This window comes from Paenisporosarcina cavernae (assembly GCF_003595195.1).
Taxonomy (GTDB): domain Bacteria; phylum Bacillota; class Bacilli; order Bacillales_A; family Planococcaceae; genus Paenisporosarcina; species Paenisporosarcina cavernae.
Window position 1 is genome coordinate 674,856 of sequence record NZ_CP032418.1, and the last position, 18,864, is coordinate 693,719.

The following is an 18,864-nucleotide window of genomic DNA, read 5'->3' on the forward strand; positions in this document are numbered from 1 at the left end:
AAGATAAAGATTAAAAAGAATTCTAGACTTCATGTAAATGAATGGGATTAAGAATTCTGGAGGGCATTATGGAATTTCATAAAGAAGTTCAATTCATAGATCCGGTAGAAGAACTAGTTCAAAAACTAGTTGTTTGCCGAAAAATGCAGGGATTGACGCAGAAAGAGCTTGCAGTAAAATGTGGACTTCAGCAAACGGCGATTGCTCGAATCGAGACGGGATCAACGGTGCCGCGACTTGATACATTTATGAAGATTGCAAATGCTTTAGAGTTGAAGCCTTTTTTGCAACCGAATACAGTGTCAGAAATATAGTCAAAAACATCCTGAAAATAGGATGTTTTTTTTGACAGTTTTATGGTACTTTTAAGCTAGAGAGATTTATAGGGGGCAGGGTATGTTGGACGTTCAATCGATTCGAAAGCAGGATCTGTCGAGTAAGAACACGATCATGTTTTTAGCGTATGGTATTTCAGGTTTTTTAGGGACGATTGTGTATTTTTTGACGAATCAAGGTACCGTCAAAACGGTTAGTATGTTGGTTCCATTTTTGTTAACGGTCTTATTTTATGTTCTTTCTAAAAAGGTCAAAGTCATTGCTGTGGCGTTTTCATGGATAGTTTTAACACTCATTTTTGGAGCTGCATGGACGAGTGCAATACTTGGTGAAGCATCGGTTGCGACGATGGGAATTGCATTTTTTATCGCAGGACTTGCTAGTGTGCAAGGGGATCGTTGGGTTATGGCATACGGTTCCATTTTAGCCATTGCGTTACAAGTAGTGTTCATCACAACGTATCCACATCAAGAACAAATTGCATCAAGCAAATCGTCGTTGTTATTAATTATTGTGCTGTTATGTTTTGCGTTATTCTTACAAATACGCCAGGCGAAAAAACTCGCTACTCAAGTTGAATTGTTGTTGACGAGTTCGCAGGAAAAAGCGGAAGAAGAAGAGCAACTATCTAGTCGCTTAAATTCAGCGGTTGCGACGATTACTGAGAATTTAGAACGTATTCGAACGAATGCGAACACGTCCGTTGCATCCCAACGTGAAATGTTAGTGGCGGTGAATGAAGTAAGTGCTGGTTCACAACGTCAAACTGACCACGTGTTAGATATTGCTAAATCGACTGAATCAACGAATGATTCAGTAGCGAAAATGGCAAGTCAGCTTGATGAAATCGTAGCGAAAGCAACGGACGCTAGTAAGACGGCTGAAGAAGGTTCAGTGAAGATGGATTCAGTGAAGAAAGAGATTGATGAGTTTACACAGTTCTTTGCGTCATTAAATGTGACGTTTAAAGAGTTAACCGATAAAATAAGTGAAACGAATGCATTTGCAGGATCGATTCGCGAAATAACGGAACAAACGAATTTATTGGCTCTAAATGCATCCATTGAAGCAGCTCGTGCTGGAGAACATGGAAAAGGGTTCGCCGTTGTGGCAGAAGAAATTCGAAAGCTTGCTGGGTTAACCGATCAAACGCTGAAAAAAATTGATGAGAATCTAACAAGTGTTAATAAACATAATGAATTGGCCCTTGGAAAGCTTGATGAAGGCGTGACGCACGTTTACACGCAAGTAGCGAAGACGGACGATGCGAATAAAGCATTCACTCGTTTATTTGAAGAAATGAACGGACTGGAAAGAGAGTTAAATGCTTTCTCGAAAGTCGTCGAAACGATTGAAGAAAATAGTGAACAAGTGCAAGTTGCAACCAATGAATTTGCGTCCATTATTGAAGAAAGTACGGCTGCAGTGGAAGAATTGAATGCGACACTCGTGACATTAACAGAAGAGCAAGAACAAATCGCTCGGTATGTGAATGACACGTATGAAGAAGCTGTATCGATTCGCAAGTAAGGAGTGACGGAAATGGAGTACAAACGACAGGAAAGTTTCCGACATACGTTTCATGAGCCCGTGCCCGCGCTATACCGCTTAGTGTCATCCGACGGGATCGCACAGGAAGATACTGCTTGTGTCATGATGGACATGAGCCCAAGTGGAGTACGTGTTTACTCGAAGTTTGATATTTATATGGTACCAGGAATGGAAGTCCCGATTGAAGTGGAAGTGGTGCTGACGAATCAGCCGATTAAGATGAGTGGACGTGTGATTTGGAAGCGTGCGCATTTTGATGGAAAGCAATATGGGATTTCGATTGATGCAGACGAGCAAGAACAACAACATATTATTGATGAGTTGAAGGAACGTCGGAAAATTGAGATGTTTCAGTGGCGTAGTCGATGAAACATGAACCAGAGGCAGAGATGTCTTTGGTTTTTTCGTTTTGAAAGTTCGTAGAACTTTAAAATTAATTTTAAGTGCGTTTATAAATTATTCGATTCCATAAGTCGAACGCATTCAGGACAAGGAAGTCCGCATGCAGAAAAGCGACAGGACGTCGCGCAATTTTCTGCCAAGAGGCGCAGCTCCTGCGGTTACTCGTCGCAAACGGAACATTTGCTCCAGCCGCTTCCTTCACTTTGTTTAGTCCAGGATCTTCAGCTTGCTGACGCTACGCTTTTCGAAGACACGGAAGGCTGCATGTCGAAGCGCCACGAGGATGTGGCGTTAGCTTCGACCTCAGGAAGTCGTCGACTTATGAAATATCTTTATGATGGATGTAAATTACATACGCTTGCTTAGTCTTACATTTATTTTTACACAAACACTCAAATCGCGCTGGAAGGTTAATTTCAAAAATTAGCTACAAACGTTACTTATGTATTTGAAAGAATAAAAAAACGCTTTCCGATTCGGAAAGCGCAATAGTTATGAGTGCTAATATTTAATGATAAAATTCTCTCTTAGTCAGCGTCGACCATTCCGCTGCCGTGGCATTCTGGGCAGGTGTGTTCTCCACGACCGCTGCATGCAGGGCAGTCGTGATCGGCTGCGTTTCGGCCGACTCCTCCTGTGCAGTCACATTCGACGTTTCTTCTTCCCATGCAGTAAAAGCATTTTTCTTTTGCCATGTTGTGTCATCCTTTCTAGTTGGTGTATCCTCTTTGTTTGAGTATGTTTCCAGCTGCGTAGCGTTTTTCGTTATTGTTGGATTGGTCACGATAAATAGCTAGTAGTTCATCATTTGATTTGTTTTCGAGGAATCCTGCGTACATATTGATGTTTTTATGTATGTGTTCTTTTTCTTTTTTTACTTCGACTTTTCTTTTTTTCATTTCTTGGTTCAGTTTCTTCGTTAGTTTTCCACCGTTATGTGATTTATCAACTTCTTTGAATACGGCGAAGAGAATTTCTCCTAGTAGTCCCATTTGTTCACCTCCTTTACTTCTTTTACCAGACACTCCTTATTAATCGGCTAAGTTATTTGTTTTTTTAACGTTTCCCTTTAAATTTTTTGAGGAACTTCTCAGATTGGAAAGATTTCCAAATTACTAATAATTAACAGTTACAACCTTCTTAAAGAAGGAGTTTTACTTTTAAGTGTCGAATAGTGCAAGACTAGGTTACATTCGGAGGTGGAGATTGTGCAATATAGACGGAAGGAATCGTTTCGATTTACGTTTCAGCCACCAGAAAAGGCGACGCTTTTCATTCGACAGGAAGAGGAATCTGGTACTGTGTCGTATGAAGTGGAGTTAGTGGACATTAGTGGTCATGGTGCGAGGATTTTTTCGCCGATTCGGATGGATCATTTGATGTCGCATTCTGAGGTGACGTTGTCGGTGAAGCTCCATGCAAAAGAACTCGTTTTAAAAGGAGAAGTTGCTTGGAAAAAACCTTCAAGAGACGGTACGCTGATTGGAGCGGAATTTCAAGTGGATCAAAAAGCAGAAGCGGATATAATGCAGGAGTTAAAATTGAGACGGCATAAGGAATTGCAGGAAGAATACCGGAAGCAAGGAAAAAGATTGTATTAATTTGTCGAATTTTTTTCGTTTTAAGAAGGAATCATTAGGGAAGTTGTAGAATAAGGTGGTATAGCCTTAATTAAAGGAGGAGTTTACATGCTAAATTATAACATTCGCGGTGAAAACATTGAGGTAACTCCTGCGATTCGAGAACACGTTGAGAGTAAAGTAGGTAAAGTGGAACGCTACTTTAATGATGACATGAATGCGAACGCAAATGTAAATCTGAAAGTCTACAATGACAACCAGACTAAAGTTGAGGTAACAATCCCGATGAAAAATCTGACGCTACGGGCTGAGGAGCGTCATAATGATATGTATGCAGCAGTGGACTTAATCGTCGACAAGTTAGAGCGTCAAATTCGCAAACATAAAACAAAAGTTAATCGTAAGTTTAAAGAGCGCGAAGGTGTTGGATCGTATTTTGCAACGATTACGTCAGCGGACCAACAAGCAAATTTATCGGATGAATCAGATGAGGATTTCGATATCGTTCGTACAAAACAATTCGAATTAAAACCGATGGATAAAGAAGAAGCAGTTCTTCAAATGAATATGCTTGGCCATACTTTCTACGTATACACAGATGCCGATTCTAACGCAACGAACATTGTGTACAAACGAAAAGATGGTAAGTACGGTTTAATCGAAACAAATTAATCATCGTGACCTCCAGCCCATACGAGAAATCGTGTGGGCTTTTTCTATGTCGGGATCTGGAAAATGGAAGATAAATATTAAAAATACTTACAATACGTATAATATTACGGAGTATCGTACGTGAATTTGATGGATAAATGAAGTATAATTAAAACAAAATATCGATAAAATGAAAGGAGAGTTAGGAAAGTGAGTGTTGAATATTTGAAACGAAAAAAGCCAACTTTTACAACAGAACAACTTGTTACTTCTAGCACTGCCGCCAAATCATTTGGGAAAATAAGAAGACAAGCAAAAGAACAACCACAATTTATTATGGAAAATGGAAATGTTGAAACCGTGTTAATTAATTATGAACTTTATGAAGAGTTGTACTCGCTTGTCAAGGAGTTAGAAGAAATGAAACAAAATTCCATGCTTAGTGAGAGAATTGACCGATTAAATGAGCATCCTCAAAGTTCGGTTTCATGGAAATCGATTAGACGGTCAGAATAAATGACTTTGAAAGAGGAACGATTCGACGTTCAATTGGATGTAGATGCCGCTAAAGAATATGAAAAATTGAAGCAACCAGTTTTAAAAATGGTGAATAAAGCAATAGATGAGTTAGTTTATCGAGCGGATGAAATTGGTAAACCTCTTGGGAATAAACGAAATATGAAGTTAGCAGGGTGTAAAGAAATAAAATTACGGGATGCAGGAATTCGAATCATTTTTCGACTAGTTAATTCGAAAGTAGAAGTACTTCAAGTGGTACAAATTTTGTCTATTGAAAAGAGAGAACGAGATTACGCTTTTAAAGTTGCCTCTTCCAGATTAAAGCTATTAGAGGAATCTTCATTTCCCGAAAGGATAGTAAATCGTACGGTGAAATGGAAACCATCTTCAAGAGTGAAGAAAAAGTAAGTGGAGTTACTCTTCTCTGCTTAATCTAATCATCGTGACCTCCAGCCCATACGAGAAATCGTGTGGGCTTTTTATATGTCGTGATTTGCGTCAAATAAGTGCTATTTGCGTATGTTAACTTTCATTTCCGTCAATTAATTTCCAGTTAGGTAAACTAACTTCCCATATTCGTATAATAAGTTCTACAAGTGTGGGAAATTTGCTTTAAGTCCGTGAAGATTTTGTCGATATTAGGAGAGTAGTGGAAGGATTCTTATTTGGATCTGTCGAAATAGATAGGACGTACTTGACCGGGGGAGTGAGGGCAATGAGTAGATGGGCATTTTGGAACAATTTGCACATTCGTGGCAAAGTGTTGTTTGCCATGAGCATTGTCGTGATTCCGATTTTGTTGTTGATGGCGACGTACTCGTATATGCATTCGAAGTTGCTATATGAAGAGAAGATTGAACAAGAGTTGGCGCTTGAAAATGAATTGGTGTCTCAAGCGATTCAAAGTGTGCTAGAACAAAAAGGCGATATTGCGAGGCAGTATGCACAGCTGAAACAAATCGAGGATTTTGCGTTGAAGGGGTATTCCCGAGCGGAGGCGCGAGGCTCGTTAACATATCCCGCGATTGATGCAGCGTTAAATCAAGTACAAGAAGAAAATGCTGTCGTGGAGAATGCGTGGATTGCGTTTATTGATGGGGATTATGTGATTGGAGATCACCACTATTTTACTGGTGCGGATTATTCGTTGAAAAACCGCCCGTGGCTATGGAAGGCATCTGCTTCTCGTGGTGTCGCGTTTTCAGATAGTTACACGGATTACACGGCAGGGCAAAAAATGGTGACGGTGACGTATCCGATTGAAGTGGATGGTCGCAGGTACGGCTATTTAGGGCTCGATATTTTGCAGTCGTCGTTTCCACTGATGATTCAAGACTATGAATCGAAGACGAAACGTCATATTTTACTGACTTCAGAGAAAGTACCGCTTTTTGATTCATCCTCCATGTGGGAGACGTTTCGCGGAAAAGTGAGACCAAACGCAGATGCGACACTTTTGAAAACGGAAAATGAGTCGTATTACGTGGAACTACGGACAGTTGGTTCAACGGGTTGGCTACTTGCAACGTATGCGAATGAAGATGTTGTGACGGCTCCTGCGAATGATTTTTTAACGGGAATCGCACTGACGTGGTTTATAGCGGGTGTGTTGATTTTACTGATTCTTTCTTTTTTATTGCAGCGCTTATTGTCGGATATTCCGAGAATTGTTCGCTATGTACAGCGGATTGAAGAAGGCAATTACTTGCTTCATATGAAAGTAAATCGGAACGACGAAGTCGGAGAAATTGCCCGTGCGGTGGAGCATATGAGTACACAGATTCATCTGCAAATGGAAGAGATGAATTATCGCGCGTACCACGATTCACTGACGAAGCTACCGAACCGAATTGCGGTAGAACAAACGATGCACGAGTGGATGAAGCAGTTTGATCAGGCGAATGAAATCATTGTCTTAACGTTTATGGATATTGATCATTTTAAACAAATTAATGACTCGAAAGGGCATTCGTACGGGGATCGACTGCTTGAACAAGTGGCTTTTCGAATTCGCGAAGTGCTTCCAGAACATGCGGTTTTCGGTCGCTTTGGTGGCGATGAGTTTGTGATTTTGTTGCGTTGTCAAAAAGATCATTATCCGCAAATTCGCGCGCTGTTACAGGAAGTACATAAATCGTTTAAGCAGTCGTTTGAAGTCGAGAAACATGAAGTGTATGTGACGCCATCGATGGGAGTGTCGCTGTACCCGGTTGATGCAGATACGTATGAACAATTGTTATCGAATGCCGATACCGCGCTTTACCGGGCGAAAGATGCTGGACGTAATCGGGTGTATTATTTCAATTATGAAATGAAAGAGCAGTTTGAAAAAGAGTTGCTGCTTGAACAAGGGCTTCAAAAAGCGCTCGAGAAAAATGAATTGATGCTCCATTTTCAGCCGCAGTTTGATTTACATTCTGGGAAAACGACACGGATCGAGGCACTCATTCGCTGGAATCATCCGGAGTGGGGAATGGTGTCACCAGATGAGTTTATCCCTGTCGCGGAAAAAGCGGGACGCATCCGGGAGATTGGCTACTGGGTCATTGATAAGGCTTTGGAGTCCATCAAAGGGCTGAGTAAGGAATATCCGGATTTGGAGCGAGTCGCAATAAACGTCAGTGCGCTGCAACTGCGGGATAAAGAATTTACACGAAACGTGAAAAAGTTACTCGATAAATACCGATTGTCACCCGGCAAACTCGAGATGGAAGTGACAGAATCGGTATTTATGGACCGTGTAGAAGAGTCGATCAAAATCTTAACCGAACTCAAAACGTTAGGCGTGGAAATTGCGCTCGATGATTTCGGCACGGGATTCTCGTCGCTGTCGTATTTACGGGTGTTGCCGCTTCACCGAGTGAAGATTGACCGAGTGTTTGTGTCGCAAATTGAGACGGATCAGAAAATGTTGTCTCTAGTAGGATCAATCATTGAGATGGCACATGGGCTAGGCTTTGAGACGGTGGCAGAAGGTGTGGAGACGGCTGCGCAGTTGAAGCTGTTGTCAGAGTCGAATATTGATACGGTGCAAGGTTATTATTATAGTCGACCACTCGCGATTGGCGTATTACGGGAGTTTTTGTCGAATGAAAAGACGGTGAAGTGAGAGGGGTGCGTTGTTTGCACCTCTCTTTTTGCAGTGGTAGAATGGACTCTGAGACTAAATGGGAAGTGACTTGACATGTTAAGTATGTTAAATAAAGTATTTGATGGTAATAAGCGCGATGTGAAACGATTAGAAAAGATTGCTGATCAAGTAGAAGCGTATGCTTCTGAGATGGCAGCGTTATCCGATGAAGACTTACAGGCTAAGACGCAGTATTTTCAAGAAAAGATTGCGAGTGGCGCAACATTAGAAGATATTCAAGCAGAGGCGTTTGCAGTTGTTCGAGAAGCGGCAAAGCGTGTGCTTGGTTTGTATCCGTTCCGCGTTCAAATTATGGGTGCTGCGGCACTTCATGAAGGAAATATTGCGGAGATGAAAACAGGGGAAGGGAAAACATTAACGTCGACGATGTCGGTGTATTTAAATGCGCTTTCTGGTAAAGGCGCGCATGTCGTGACGGTCAATGAATATTTGGCAAGTCGTGATGCATCTGAGATGGGTGCACTGCATGAGTGGCTTGGGTTAACGGTTGGACTGAACTTGAATTCATTAACAAAAGCAGAGAAACGGGAAGCATATTTGGCGGATATTACGTATTCGACCAATAATGAATTAGGGTTTGACTATTTGCGGGATAATATGGTGCTGTACAAAGAAGATAAAGTGCAGCGTCCGCTTTCGTATGCCGTTATTGATGAAGTCGATTCGATTTTAATTGACGAGGCGCGTACGCCACTTATTATTTCTGGGCAAGCGGCGAAGTCTGCACAGTTGTATATGCAGGCGAATGCACTTGTACGTGCGCTTCGTAAAGACGAGGATTATTCGTATGATGAGTCGACAAAAGGTGTTGTGTTGACAGAAGCTGGTACGGATAAAGTGGAGCGAGCGTTTGGAATTGATAATTTGTTTGATTTAACGCACGTGAAGTTGAATCATGCGATTAATCAATCGTTAAAAGCGCATGCGTCGATGCATTTAGATATCGATTATGTGGTACAAGACGGGGAAGTTGTCATTGTCGATTCGTTTACGGGTCGTTTAATGAAAGGTCGTCGCTATTCGGACGGCTTGCATCAAGCGATTGAAGCGAAGGAAGGGCTCGATATTCAAAATGAGTCAATGACGATGGCTACGATCACGTTCCAGAACTATTTCCGTATGTACGATAAGTTGTCTGGGATGACTGGTACAGCGAAGACGGAAGAAGAAGAGTTCCGCAATATTTACAATATGAATGTTATTTCGATTCCGACGAACATGCCAATTGTGCGTGATGACCGTGCGGATTTAATCTACGCGACGATTGACGGAAAGTTTAAAGCGGTAGCAAAAGAAATCGAAGAACGTCATAAAAATGGGCAACCGGTACTTGTTGGTACGGTGGCAATTGAGACGTCGGAGATTATTTCGAAGTATTTAACAAAAGCGGGTATTCCGCATAATGTGTTAAATGCGAAAAACCATGAACGAGAAGCGGAAATTATTACAGATGCCGGGAAACGTGGTGCTGTGACGATTGCGACGAACATGGCAGGGCGTGGAACGGATATTAAACTTGGCGAAGGTGTCATTGAAGCAGGCGGGTTAGCAGTACTTGGGACAGAGCGTCATGAGTCTCGTCGTATTGATAATCAGCTTCGTGGTCGTTCTGGTCGTCAAGGGGATCCAGGTATTACGCAATTCTATTTATCATTAGAAGATGAATTGATGCGTCGTTTTGGATCCGATAATATGCGTTCGATGATGATGCGTCTTGGAATGGATGATAGTGCGCCAATTCAGTCGAAAATGGTGTCTCGTGCAGTTGAGTCGGCGCAAAAACGAGTGGAAGGTAATAACTTCGATTCGCGTAAACGATTGCTACAGTACGATGATGTATTGCGTCAACAACGCGAGATTATTTATAAAGAGCGTTTAGAAGTGCTTGAAACGGATGATATGCGTGCGCTAGTGGAATCGATGATTGATGAAACGATTAATCGTAGTGTTGCGATGCATACGATTGGCGAACCAAAAGAGTGGAATTTAAAAGGATTGTCGGATTATTTACATGCGAATTTACTTCCTGAAGGTATGGTGACACTAGCTGACATGGAAGGAAAGTCGCAAGAAGAGTTAATCGACGTGATTCGCGATGCGGTGTACCGTGTGTACAATGAAAAAGAAGAGTCCATGACGCCAGAACGTATGCGTGAGTTCGAGAAAGTTGTGTTACTTCGTTCGATCGATACGAAATGGATTGATCATATCGATGCGATGGATCAATTGCGCCAAGGTATTCACTTACGTGCGTACGGACAAAATGATCCACTTCGTGAGTACCAAAACGAAGGGTTCGCAATGTTTGAAGCGATGGTAGAATCAGTGCAAGAAGATGTCGCGAAGTATGCGATGAAAGCACAAATTCAAAGCAACTTGCAACGTGAAGAAGTCGCGAAAGGAAATGCGGTTAACCCGAAAGAAGATGGCGAAGCGGTGAAGAAGAAACCGGTTCGTGCGGAACAAACGGTTGGACGTAATGATTTATGTCCGTGTGGTAGCGGGAAAAAATTCAAGAATTGTCACGGCGCTGTGTAGGGGAAGCTAGTAAGTGCAAGGCGAGATCCGTGGTTTCTGCGTGAAAGTTGCGGTATCTTTGCTTGGACGTGGCGGTTGCCACCCTGGCGTTTTGTAAGTACGTGCGAGTGTGCGGTTTTGCGAGAGATGTTTTCATTGCCAAAAATGAAGATTGTATGAGGAGTAGTCGATATGGAGTTATCAGATGTTCGGAATGAGTTGGAATTGACCGCGGGTAAGTTAGCGGATTTTAGGGGGTCTCTTTGACTTAGAGAATAAGGAGGCTCGGATTGCGGAGCTGGATGAGTTGATGCTGGAGCCTGAGTTTTGGAATGATCAGCAGGCTGCGCAGACGGTGATTAATGAGGCGAACGGCTTGAAAGAGGTCGTGAATGAGTTTACGGATTTGGTGGATACGCAGGAGAATTTGGAGATGACGCTGGAGTTGCTTCGAGAGGAAGCGGACGAGGAGTTGCAGGCGGAGCTTGGGAATGAAATGCGGGATTTCCGTAAGCGTGTGGCGGATTTTGAGTTGCAGATGTTACTCTCGGAGCCATATGACCGGAATAATGCGATTTTGGAGTTGCATCCCGGTGCGGGTGGTACGGAGTCGCAGGATTGGGGTTCGATGTTGCTGCGTATGTACCAGCGTTGGGGCGAGAAGCGCGGTTTCAAGGTGGAGACGCTCGATTATTTGCCTGGTGATGAGGCGGGTATTAAGTCGGTGACGCTTGGGATTAAGGGTCATAATGCTTATGGGTATTTGAAGGCGGAGAAGGGTGTGCATCGTTTGGTGCGTATTTCGCCGTTTGATTCGTCAGGTCGCCGTCATACGTCGTTTGTGTCGTGTGAAGTGATGCCGGAGTTCAATGATGAGATTGAGATTGATATCCGGACGGAAGATTTGAAGATTGATACGTACCGCGCGAGTGGTGCTGGTGGTCAGCATATTAATACGACGGATTCGGCTGTTCGTATTACGCATTTGCCGACGGGGGCTGTTGTGACGTGTCAGCAGGAGCGTTCGCAGATTAAGAACCGCGAGAAGGCGATGACGATGTTGAAGGCGAAGTTGTATCAGTTGAAGATTGAGGAGCAAGAGGCGGAGATGTTAGAGATCCGCGGCGAGCAGAAGGAGATTGGCTGGGGAAGTCAGATTCGCTCGTATGTGTTCCATCCGTATTCGATGGTGAAGGATCACCGTACGAATGAGGAGTCTGGGAATGTGCAAGGTGTGATGGACGGGGATATTGATCCGTTCATTAATGCGTATTTGCGTTCGCGGATGAATTAGTAGGTGAGGGCTGGTCGCGAGGGTGCGGCTGGTCTTTTTTTGTGGGTTCGGATGGTGGATTTTTACTATATTCAACGGATAAATATTATTAATTTTCTTGTATGGACGAAAATTAGGTTTCTATGGGAAAAAACCGTGACTCTATGGGAAATAAGCATAGCCCTATGGGAAATTTTTTTATTCTATGGGAAATTTCGAAGTATCTATGGGAAATTTAAATGCAGTTGATTTTCGGCAAGCCGAAAATCTTCCTCATAAAGGTTAAAAGGAGGGCATTCGCTAGCGAATGCCTTCTTTTTGGAGTTGAATAATATTCTTTTCAGACGTAAGAGAGTATTTTGTATGTCTCTTTGTTCCAGATTTTTGATATCCTCCTAATTGAAGTAGACGTTTTGCTATATACCTATCTTCAATCGCGAGAAACTCACGGCATAGTTTGTTAGTTATCGTCTCACCAAATAACAATCGATAATCTTCGAATGCTTGAAGATGACTATCTTTAGATTTATATCCACAATTACATTGCCATTTACATGTTTTCCATTCCATTCTGATACGATGACAATTTGAACATTGAACACCTTTGACAATATGTTCCGGTCGGATTTGGTATTTTTCAAGTATGTTGTTCTTTTGATAGCTAATGTGACTAGAACGCAGTTTGTTCGCGAGAACATCTAATTCAGTAAATGTTAGAAGTTTTTTACCTGTAATTCTCTTCAGTATTTCGTTTGTAAGAAATTTGGTTCGAACGATGGAAGGCTCGGATTGCATTGTGTTGATTTCTGCGGTGGGGTTAGTGAATACAACGAAATGCTCTACTGGGATGTTATAACCTTGAACGGTTAGCCATCTATTTAATAGTTCTGCATTTCGTTCTGATTGTGCGAGTGGGGAGTCATAAGCTATTCGTTTCCCATCTTCTAAGACTTGAACAAGTTGATCTGGGTGTCGAGTTACAATTAACTGACCTTTTAAATTCTTACTTTCGATTACAAATAGTTTAAATGGTGTGATCAGAATGTGGTCAATTTGAACGTAAGTAGTGGATTTGAGAAAGACATCGTGAAGAATGTTGAATGGAAAAGTGGGATAGAAATAGGTGAAGAGATGTGCAACACTGTCCTCTCCCCAGTTACCGGCATCCATCTTTGCAAGTGTGCGTTGAATAAGAGAGTAACTAGGATGAGTGGGAATAAGTCTTCGGGATAGTGTTTCTATTACTTGATAATAGGGACTTGTTTCTCTTTTTTTAGTATTCAATTGCGAGACTCCTTTTGAGGTTTTAGTGGACATAGTTGGAACTTTATTTGGAGAGGTTTGCATGGTAATCTTTTTCGGGAAAAGCCAGCGAGTTTGTGAGCTGGCAGCGTGGCTTTCGGTCATGCCCGCAGAGGCTCCGAGTCAAGTTGCAAATCCATTTAAGAGTAGAGGATGATTGAAGTGGGGAAATACTTGTCATTTTTAGAGTACCATTTGATGCAAGATAAAGTAAATGTCCAAAATTACCGGTAGACGCGTAATGTATTAAAGTGGAAAAAGTACGACTCAGGTTAAAAATTTACTATAAATTTTATTTTGTCAGCGTTTATTTGAATTTTATAATCGCTCCCTCGGTATTTGATTATAAGCGAACAGGGAATTTTATAAGCGATAATGGCGTTTTTATGAGCGTTCCAATCCCGACACAAAAAAAGCAGGCTTTCGATAGGAAAGCCTGCTCGTTGTTATTTCTTTTCTGCTAGCCATGCTGCGACTGCTTCTGCTTCTGCACCTTTAATGATGCCAGGAGGCATACCGCCCCGTCCGTTCGTGATGACGCCTAGAATTTCTTCTTCGCTTAAGCGAGAACCAACGTCAGCAAGTTTTGGGAAGTTTCCGCGTCCTTCTAAGTTTTCACCATGACAGCTGATGCAGTTCTGATTGACGATTTGTTCTGCATCAACGGAGGCAGTCTCGCCACCGTTACCAGTATCAGTTGCTTCTTCTTCTCCACCGCCACATGCTCCAAGTACAAGTGCGCTTCCGAAAAGAATGGACGCAAAGAATCTTTTTTTCATGAATAAATCCTCCTTTTTGTATGTAAGTCCATTACTTCTTCACTCTTGTAATTAATCCCTTCTCACAATCAACTTGTTCAAAAAGTATACATAATTCAGTATTCCCTTAACGGTGAAAATAAATCCTTCAAATTTTTAAAAAAGACTGCCAATGATGAAAATTGACAGTCGAATTTCTTATGCTCTTTTAAAGCCTTCGCCGAGGACTTCGTAGGCATCAGATACGATGATAAAGGCGCTTGGATCAACGAGTTTGACGAGTGATTTGAGTTTGGTGAATTCGGTTTGGTAGACGACAACGAGTAGAATTGGTTTTTCAGCATTAGTGTACCCGCCTACTGCTGGTAGTTTGGTGACGCCGCGGTTGATTTCTGCGTAAATAGCGTCGCGCATTTCTTCTTGTTTGTTGGTGATGATGTAGACCATTTTGGATTGGCTAAATCCAAGTTGGATGATGTCGATTGTTTTTGTGGTGACGAATAATCCAATGAGCGCGTACAGTCCTTTTTCGATGTCAAAGACAATTGCTGCAGAGAGGACGATGAGTCCGTCAATCAGCATGACGCTTGTCCCAAGTGAAAAGCCAGTGTATTTGGTGATGATTTGTGCGGCAAGGTCTGTTCCACCTGTCGATGCTTTCCCACGGAAGACGATTCCAAGGCCGACTCCGACTGATATCCCGCCAAACAATGCGCCTAGCAGGGGATTTAGTGTTGCCGGTTCCCATCCGGCTGTCAGAAGAACGAACAAGGGCAACGTAAGTGTCCCGACGAGTGAGCGTACTCCAAATGATTTGCCCAGAAAAATGACGCCTGCAACAAAGAGTGGGATGTTAAATGCATATTGCACAAGTCCTGGGGACCATCCAAATATGCCTTTTAAGATTGTCGAGATCCCGCTTACGCCACCAGAGGCAACCTCATTCGGTAATAAAAAGACGTTAAACCCGACGGCGATAATTGCAGCTCCGACGATGATATAGATATATTCGAGCGCCATGGCGAGGTGAGGGTGCGGCTCGCGGCGAATTTTCCGTTCTTTCATGTGTGATTCCTCCATTTAAGTGGTGTTTCCTCTTATTAAACAGTAGTTTGTCGAAAATTCAAAGGGGCAGCGGAATAATGGAAATGTTGAATGAATTCACACAAATTGGGTAAGCTCAGATGCGTAAATTTTGGTAACAACGCGAGAGTTGTGACAAATTTATGACCTTGGTGACAAGCGAAATTTGCTAGATTGGCGAAGAATTCGATTGATTTTGCCAAATAAAGGAGAAATCGACTAGCATGTCGAATACGAAAGAAGTAGAAGGTAAAAGCTTCAACACGACTTATGTCATATATTTTGTAACGTGAATGTAATAAAAATTTGTGCAGGAAGTTGATATAATAAGTTTGTCGGTCTTTGACGGATGAAGCAATTAATTGACCGAGTGATGGTTCGGTTTGATCATAGAGAATTTTACTAGCTTGGAGGCAAATTAATTAAATGATACACATGAAAGACGTATATAAAAAGTATCCGAACGGGATTGTGGCGGCGAATGGCATCAATGTTGAGATTAAGCAAGGCGAGTTTGTGTATGTGGTAGGACCGTCTGGTGCTGGGAAATCGACATTTATCAAAATGATGTATCGCGAAGAACGACCAACATCGGGTGACATTTTAGTGAATGGCATTAATTTGGCAAAGTTACGCCCCAAACGCGTTCCATATTTACGTCGTCAAATTGGCGTTGTGTTCCAGGATTTTAAATTGTTACCGCGTTTAAATGTGTATGAAAACGTCGCATTCGCGTTAGAAGTAATTGAAGAGTCACCAAAAGTGATTCGAAAGCGCGTAATGGAAGTGCTCGATTTAGTCGGGTTGAAGCATAAAGCAAGAATGTTCCCAACAGAATTATCTGGCGGGGAACAACAACGTGTGTCTATCGCACGTTCGATTGTCAACATCCCGAAAGTGATGATTGCCGATGAGCCTACCGGAAACTTAGACCCTGAAACGTCTTGGGATATTATGAATTTATTTGAAGAGATTAATCGTCGCGGCACAACAGTTGTGATGGCGACGCATAATAAAGAAATTGTCAACACGATTCGACACCGAGTGATTGCCGTTGAAGGTGGACTCATTGTACGTGATGAGCACGGAGGTGATTACGGGTATGAAAGCTAGAACATTAGGAAGACATTTCCGTGAAAGCGGAAAGTCGCTTGCTCGTAATAGTTGGATGACATTTGCTTCGGCAAGTGCAGTTACGGTCACGTTACTACTTGTTGGCGTATTCGTTATGATCATGATGAATTTAAACAAAGTAGCGGACGATTTAGAAGAAGATGTGGAGATTAAAGTGTTGGCGGAGCTACAAATTTCGCCAGAAGATGTGGAAACATTGAAAGCAGAGATTGAACAAACTAGAGGCGTCGCATCTGTGAAGTATTCAAGTAAAGATGCGGAGCTTGAAGATTTGATCAAGGATTTCGGGGATGACCTGAGATTGTATGATCAAAACAATCCGTTACGTGATGCTTATTACGTGAAAGCGGAAAACCCGCAAGAAACAGGAACAGTTGCGAAACGAATTGATGCGCTTGCGAATACATATTCCGTGGAATATGGCGAAGGCAAAATCGAGAAGTTGTTTGGTTTCTTAAATGTTGCACGAAATGTTGGGTTAATCCTGATTCTCGCGTTATTGTTCACGGCGATGTTCTTGATTTCGAATACGATTCGCATTACGATCGTAGCGAGAGGACGCGAAATTGAGATTATGAAATTAGTAGGGGCAACGAACTGGTTTGTTCGTTTACCTTTTGTGTTAGAAGGTATGTGGATTGGGATTTTAGGTGCGATTGTGCCGATAACGCTCGTGACACTGTTGTATGTGAATGTGTATAAGGTGGCAACGCCGTATTTAGATGGTGAGTTGTTCCAGCTGTTACCGCTGACACCGTTTTTATACCAAGTAAATGGATTAATTTTAGTGATGGGAATGTTCATCGGTATTTGGGGGAGTTTCATGTCCGTACGAAAGTTCTTGCGAGTTTAATAGATGAAAATCTTTTAGTAAACATTAACTCAAAAAAACCTTTGGTTTTTGTTTCCGACGAACGCTTTCCGCGGGCTTGGCTTCAGTCTCCTCGGCACTGCGTTCCTCCGGGGCCTTCAGCTCAAGCTATTCCCGCTGGAGTCGTCGTCTACAACTTCAACCAAATATAGATTCGTAGAAGCTGAACATCTCTAGAAAATATAAACGTCATTATTAAGATGACGACAATGATCATTTTCCGCTAACAGCTGGAAAAGTATTCGTTGAAGACCCCGCAGTGTAGTGCTTTTTGCTACACGAGGAGGCTGAGGCAATGTCAGCGTTAAGCGGCAAATTGACGGTAAAAAATACACAAATAATTAGAAAAAATAATACCTCACCATCCATACAAAATACTTCACTGATCTATGGAACATTAGAAAGGGGAATAACATGAGAAAGAGTTTGTTGCTAGGTTTAACGCTTGTCGTTGGTTTGTCTTTTTCGGTCGAGCCAATCGCTAATGCAAGTACACTTGATGATTTGAAAAAATCACAATCGGAGTTAAACCAGAAAAAATCAAAAATTAATTCAGAAATTAAGACAAAAGAAAAAGATATTAATGTGAATCAAACACGTCAGGAACAAATTACGTCACAAATTCAAGCACTCGATGCAAAAATTATTGAGGCGAATGATAAAATTGAAAAAATCTTAAATGATATTAAGATTACGAACTTAGAAATTGAGAAGTTAAAAGAATCGATTAAAGAATTAGAGAAGAAAATTGCGGATCGTGATGAGTTAATTAAAGAACGTATCCGTGCGGTTCAAGCAAGTGGTGGATCGGTTAGTTACATCGACGTCCTTCTTGGGGCGAATAGTTTTGCGGATTTCATTGACCGCTTTTCTGCAGTCAACACGTTAATGGATGCCGACCGTAAAATTTTACAGGAGCAATCCGACGATAAAAAAGCGCTTGAAGAACAAAAAGCGTCTGTAGAAGAAAAATTAGCGACCCAAGAAGCTCGTCGCGATCAGTTAGTGACATTGAAAAAACAAATGGATGCGCAAAAAGCAGAGAAAAATCGTTTAATCGATGAATTAGAAAAAGAACAAGCGCAAATGGTTGTACAAAAAGAAAAGCTGGAAAAAGAGCATTCCGAAATTCTTAAAATCAGTGCAGATGTACAAGCGAAAATCGTTTCTGAACAAAAACGTTTAGCGGAAGTTGCTCGTCAAGCAGAAATTGCGCGTAAGAAACGTGAAGCAGAAGAGCGTAAGCGTCAACAAGCATCTTCTGGTGTAAGCGTTCCTCCAGCAGTTTCTTCTGGAACGTGGACACGACCTGCAGCTGGTCGTTTCACTTCAGGTTACGGCGGACGTGATATTGGAGAAGGTGGCGAGTTCCACTATGGTGTCGATATTGCGAACAGCATCGGCACACCGATCGTTGCAGCAGCAGATGGTGTTGTATCGTACGCGGCTCCACTGAGCACATTCGGAAATGTGGTGATGGTGACGCACTCCATCGATGGCCAAATTTATACGACTGTTTACGCACACATGAGTGCCTTTAGCTCAAGCGTTGGACAAGTTGTGCAAAAAGGACAAATCATTGGACGCATGGGGAACACTGGTCGTTCGACTGGACCACATACACACTTCGAAATTCACATTGGCTACTGGGCTGGACAGTCACATGGTTCTGTCAACCCAACTCGCTACGTATCGTTTTAATGTAACGCCCGCACTCACTCGCATCGTTACTGCTG

General features: G+C 42.2%; 17 protein-coding genes. 13 read left to right on the forward strand and 4 right to left on the reverse strand.

What is annotated here, in order from left to right:
• Positions 1-68: 68 nt before the first annotated feature.
• The 3 genes from D3873_RS03400 to D3873_RS03410 all read left to right on the forward strand — a co-directional run bounded on the left by D3873_RS03400 (position 69) and on the right by D3873_RS03410 (position 2,256).
• On the forward strand, positions 69-314 hold the full coding sequence (locus tag D3873_RS03400) for a helix-turn-helix domain-containing protein (protein ID WP_238473820.1): 246 nt from the start codon (positions 69-71) through the stop codon (positions 312-314).
• 82 nt (positions 315-396) lie between these two features.
• Positions 397-1,866 (forward strand): methyl-accepting chemotaxis protein, encoded by a 1,470-nt coding sequence (locus tag D3873_RS03405; RefSeq protein ID WP_119882705.1) that lies wholly within the window; start codon positions 397-399, stop codon positions 1,864-1,866.
• A 12-nt stretch (positions 1,867-1,878) separates the two neighbouring features.
• On the forward strand, positions 1,879-2,256 hold the full coding sequence (locus D3873_RS03410; RefSeq protein WP_119882706.1) for a PilZ domain-containing protein: 378 nt from the start codon (positions 1,879-1,881) through the stop codon (positions 2,254-2,256).
• A 743-nt stretch (positions 2,257-2,999) separates the two neighbouring features.
• Here the strand turns inward: D3873_RS03410 and D3873_RS03415 are convergent.
• On the reverse strand, positions 3,000-3,281 hold the full coding sequence (locus D3873_RS03415; protein WP_119882707.1) for a hypothetical protein: 282 nt from the start codon (positions 3,279-3,281) through the stop codon (positions 3,000-3,002).
• A gap of 216 nt (positions 3,282-3,497) precedes the next feature.
• Between D3873_RS03415 and D3873_RS03420 the strand changes: the two genes are divergently transcribed.
• The 7 genes from D3873_RS03420 (at position 3,498) to prfB (ending at position 12,001) form a co-directional block, all read left to right on the forward strand.
• A complete protein-coding gene (locus tag D3873_RS03420) occupies positions 3,498-3,890 on the forward strand; it encodes a PilZ domain-containing protein (RefSeq protein WP_162920131.1) in 393 nt (130 codons plus the stop codon).
• Positions 3,891-3,977: 87 nt separating this feature from the next.
• Positions 3,978-4,541 carry a ribosome hibernation-promoting factor, HPF/YfiA family gene (gene hpf / locus D3873_RS03425; protein ID WP_119882709.1) on the forward strand — a complete coding sequence of 188 codons (564 nt, stop codon included), beginning with the start codon at positions 3,978-3,980 and terminating at the stop codon, positions 4,539-4,541.
• Between the two features lie 189 nt (positions 4,542-4,730).
• The gene (locus tag D3873_RS03430; RefSeq protein WP_119882710.1) at positions 4,731-5,036 is read left to right on the forward strand and encodes a type II toxin-antitoxin system Phd/YefM family antitoxin; all 306 of its coding nucleotides are present in this window, start codon (positions 4,731-4,733) and stop codon (positions 5,034-5,036) included.
• Complete coding sequence (locus D3873_RS03435) at positions 5,037-5,447, forward strand: type II toxin-antitoxin system RelE family toxin (protein ID WP_119882711.1); 411 nt, start codon at positions 5,037-5,039, stop codon at positions 5,445-5,447.
• Between the two features lie 307 nt (positions 5,448-5,754).
• A complete protein-coding gene (locus tag D3873_RS03440; RefSeq protein WP_119882712.1) occupies positions 5,755-8,148 on the forward strand; it encodes a bifunctional diguanylate cyclase/phosphodiesterase in 2,394 nt (797 codons plus the stop codon).
• Positions 8,149-8,223: 75 nt separating this feature from the next.
• Positions 8,224-10,728, forward strand: a complete 2,505-nt coding sequence (secA, locus tag D3873_RS03445; protein ID WP_119882713.1) for a preprotein translocase subunit SecA — start codon at positions 8,224-8,226, stop codon at positions 10,726-10,728.
• A gap of 171 nt (positions 10,729-10,899) precedes the next feature.
• Positions 10,900-12,001, forward strand: a protein-coding gene (gene prfB, locus D3873_RS03450) for a peptide chain release factor 2 (protein ID WP_119882714.1) whose coding sequence is annotated in 2 segments (ribosomal slippage) — positions 10,900-10,971 and positions 10,973-12,001 — 1,101 coding nt in all. Because the reading frame shifts where the segments join, the coding sequence is not laid out codon by codon here.
• A gap of 279 nt (positions 12,002-12,280) precedes the next feature.
• Here the strand turns inward: prfB and D3873_RS03460 are convergent.
• The 3 genes from D3873_RS03460 to D3873_RS03470 all read right to left on the reverse strand — a co-directional run bounded on the left by D3873_RS03460 (position 12,281) and on the right by D3873_RS03470 (position 15,105).
• Positions 12,281-13,264: a nuclease-related domain-containing protein gene (locus tag D3873_RS03460; protein WP_162920132.1), complete on the reverse strand. Its 984-nt coding sequence runs from the start codon at positions 13,262-13,264 to the stop codon at positions 12,281-12,283.
• A 464-nt stretch (positions 13,265-13,728) separates the two neighbouring features.
• Positions 13,729-14,061, reverse strand: a complete 333-nt coding sequence (gene cccB / locus D3873_RS03465; RefSeq protein ID WP_119882717.1) for a cytochrome c551 — start codon at positions 14,059-14,061, stop codon at positions 13,729-13,731.
• 177 nt (positions 14,062-14,238) lie between these two features.
• The gene (locus D3873_RS03470; RefSeq protein ID WP_119882718.1) at positions 14,239-15,105 is read right to left on the reverse strand and encodes a YitT family protein; all 867 of its coding nucleotides are present in this window, start codon (positions 15,103-15,105) and stop codon (positions 14,239-14,241) included.
• A gap of 444 nt (positions 15,106-15,549) precedes the next feature.
• On the opposite strand from D3873_RS03470, the gene ftsE reads away from it, so the two are divergent.
• The 3 genes from ftsE to D3873_RS03485 all read left to right on the forward strand — a co-directional run bounded on the left by ftsE (position 15,550) and on the right by D3873_RS03485 (position 18,829).
• A complete protein-coding gene (ftsE, locus tag D3873_RS03475; protein ID WP_119882719.1) occupies positions 15,550-16,236 on the forward strand; it encodes a cell division ATP-binding protein FtsE in 687 nt (228 codons plus the stop codon).
• Positions 16,226-17,110, forward strand: coding sequence for a permease-like cell division protein FtsX (ftsX, locus tag D3873_RS03480; RefSeq protein WP_119882720.1), 885 nt, complete (start codon positions 16,226-16,228; stop codon positions 17,108-17,110). The genes ftsE and ftsX overlap by 11 nt, the downstream gene beginning before the upstream one ends.
• A 432-nt stretch (positions 17,111-17,542) precedes the next feature.
• Positions 17,543-18,829 (forward strand): murein hydrolase activator EnvC family protein, encoded by a 1,287-nt coding sequence (locus D3873_RS03485; protein WP_119882721.1) that lies wholly within the window; start codon positions 17,543-17,545, stop codon positions 18,827-18,829.
• Positions 18,830-18,864 lie beyond the last annotated feature (35 nt).

What these genes read in the sequence shown, in the direction of transcription:
- D3873_RS03400 (WP_238473820.1), top strand. Translation starts at nt 69, where the DNA reads ATGGAATTTCATAAAGAAGTTCAATTCATAGATCCGGTAGAAGAACTA.
- D3873_RS03405 (WP_119882705.1), top strand. Translation starts at nt 397, where the DNA reads ATGTTGGACGTTCAATCGATTCGAAAGCAGGATCTGTCGAGTAAGAAC.
- D3873_RS03410 (WP_119882706.1), top strand. Translation starts at nt 1,879, where the DNA reads ATGGAGTACAAACGACAGGAAAGTTTCCGACATACGTTTCATGAGCCC.
- D3873_RS03415 (WP_119882707.1), bottom strand. Translation starts at nt 3,281, where the DNA reads ATGGGACTACTAGGAGAAATTCTCTTCGCCGTATTCAAAGAAGTTGAT.
- hpf (WP_119882709.1), top strand. Translation starts at nt 3,978, where the DNA reads ATGCTAAATTATAACATTCGCGGTGAAAACATTGAGGTAACTCCTGCG.
- D3873_RS03435 (WP_119882711.1), top strand. Translation starts at nt 5,037, where the DNA reads ATGACTTTGAAAGAGGAACGATTCGACGTTCAATTGGATGTAGATGCC.
- D3873_RS03440 (WP_119882712.1), top strand. Translation starts at nt 5,755, where the DNA reads ATGAGTAGATGGGCATTTTGGAACAATTTGCACATTCGTGGCAAAGTG.
- secA (WP_119882713.1), top strand. Translation starts at nt 8,224, where the DNA reads ATGTTAAGTATGTTAAATAAAGTATTTGATGGTAATAAGCGCGATGTG.
- cccB (WP_119882717.1), bottom strand. Translation starts at nt 14,061, where the DNA reads ATGAAAAAAAGATTCTTTGCGTCCATTCTTTTCGGAAGCGCACTTGTA.
- D3873_RS03470 (WP_119882718.1), bottom strand. Translation starts at nt 15,105, where the DNA reads ATGAAAGAACGGAAAATTCGCCGCGAGCCGCACCCTCACCTCGCCATG.
- ftsE (WP_119882719.1), top strand. Translation starts at nt 15,550, where the DNA reads ATGATACACATGAAAGACGTATATAAAAAGTATCCGAACGGGATTGTG.
- ftsX (WP_119882720.1), top strand. Translation starts at nt 16,226, where the DNA reads ATGAAAGCTAGAACATTAGGAAGACATTTCCGTGAAAGCGGAAAGTCG.
- D3873_RS03485 (WP_119882721.1), top strand. Translation starts at nt 17,543, where the DNA reads ATGAGAAAGAGTTTGTTGCTAGGTTTAACGCTTGTCGTTGGTTTGTCT.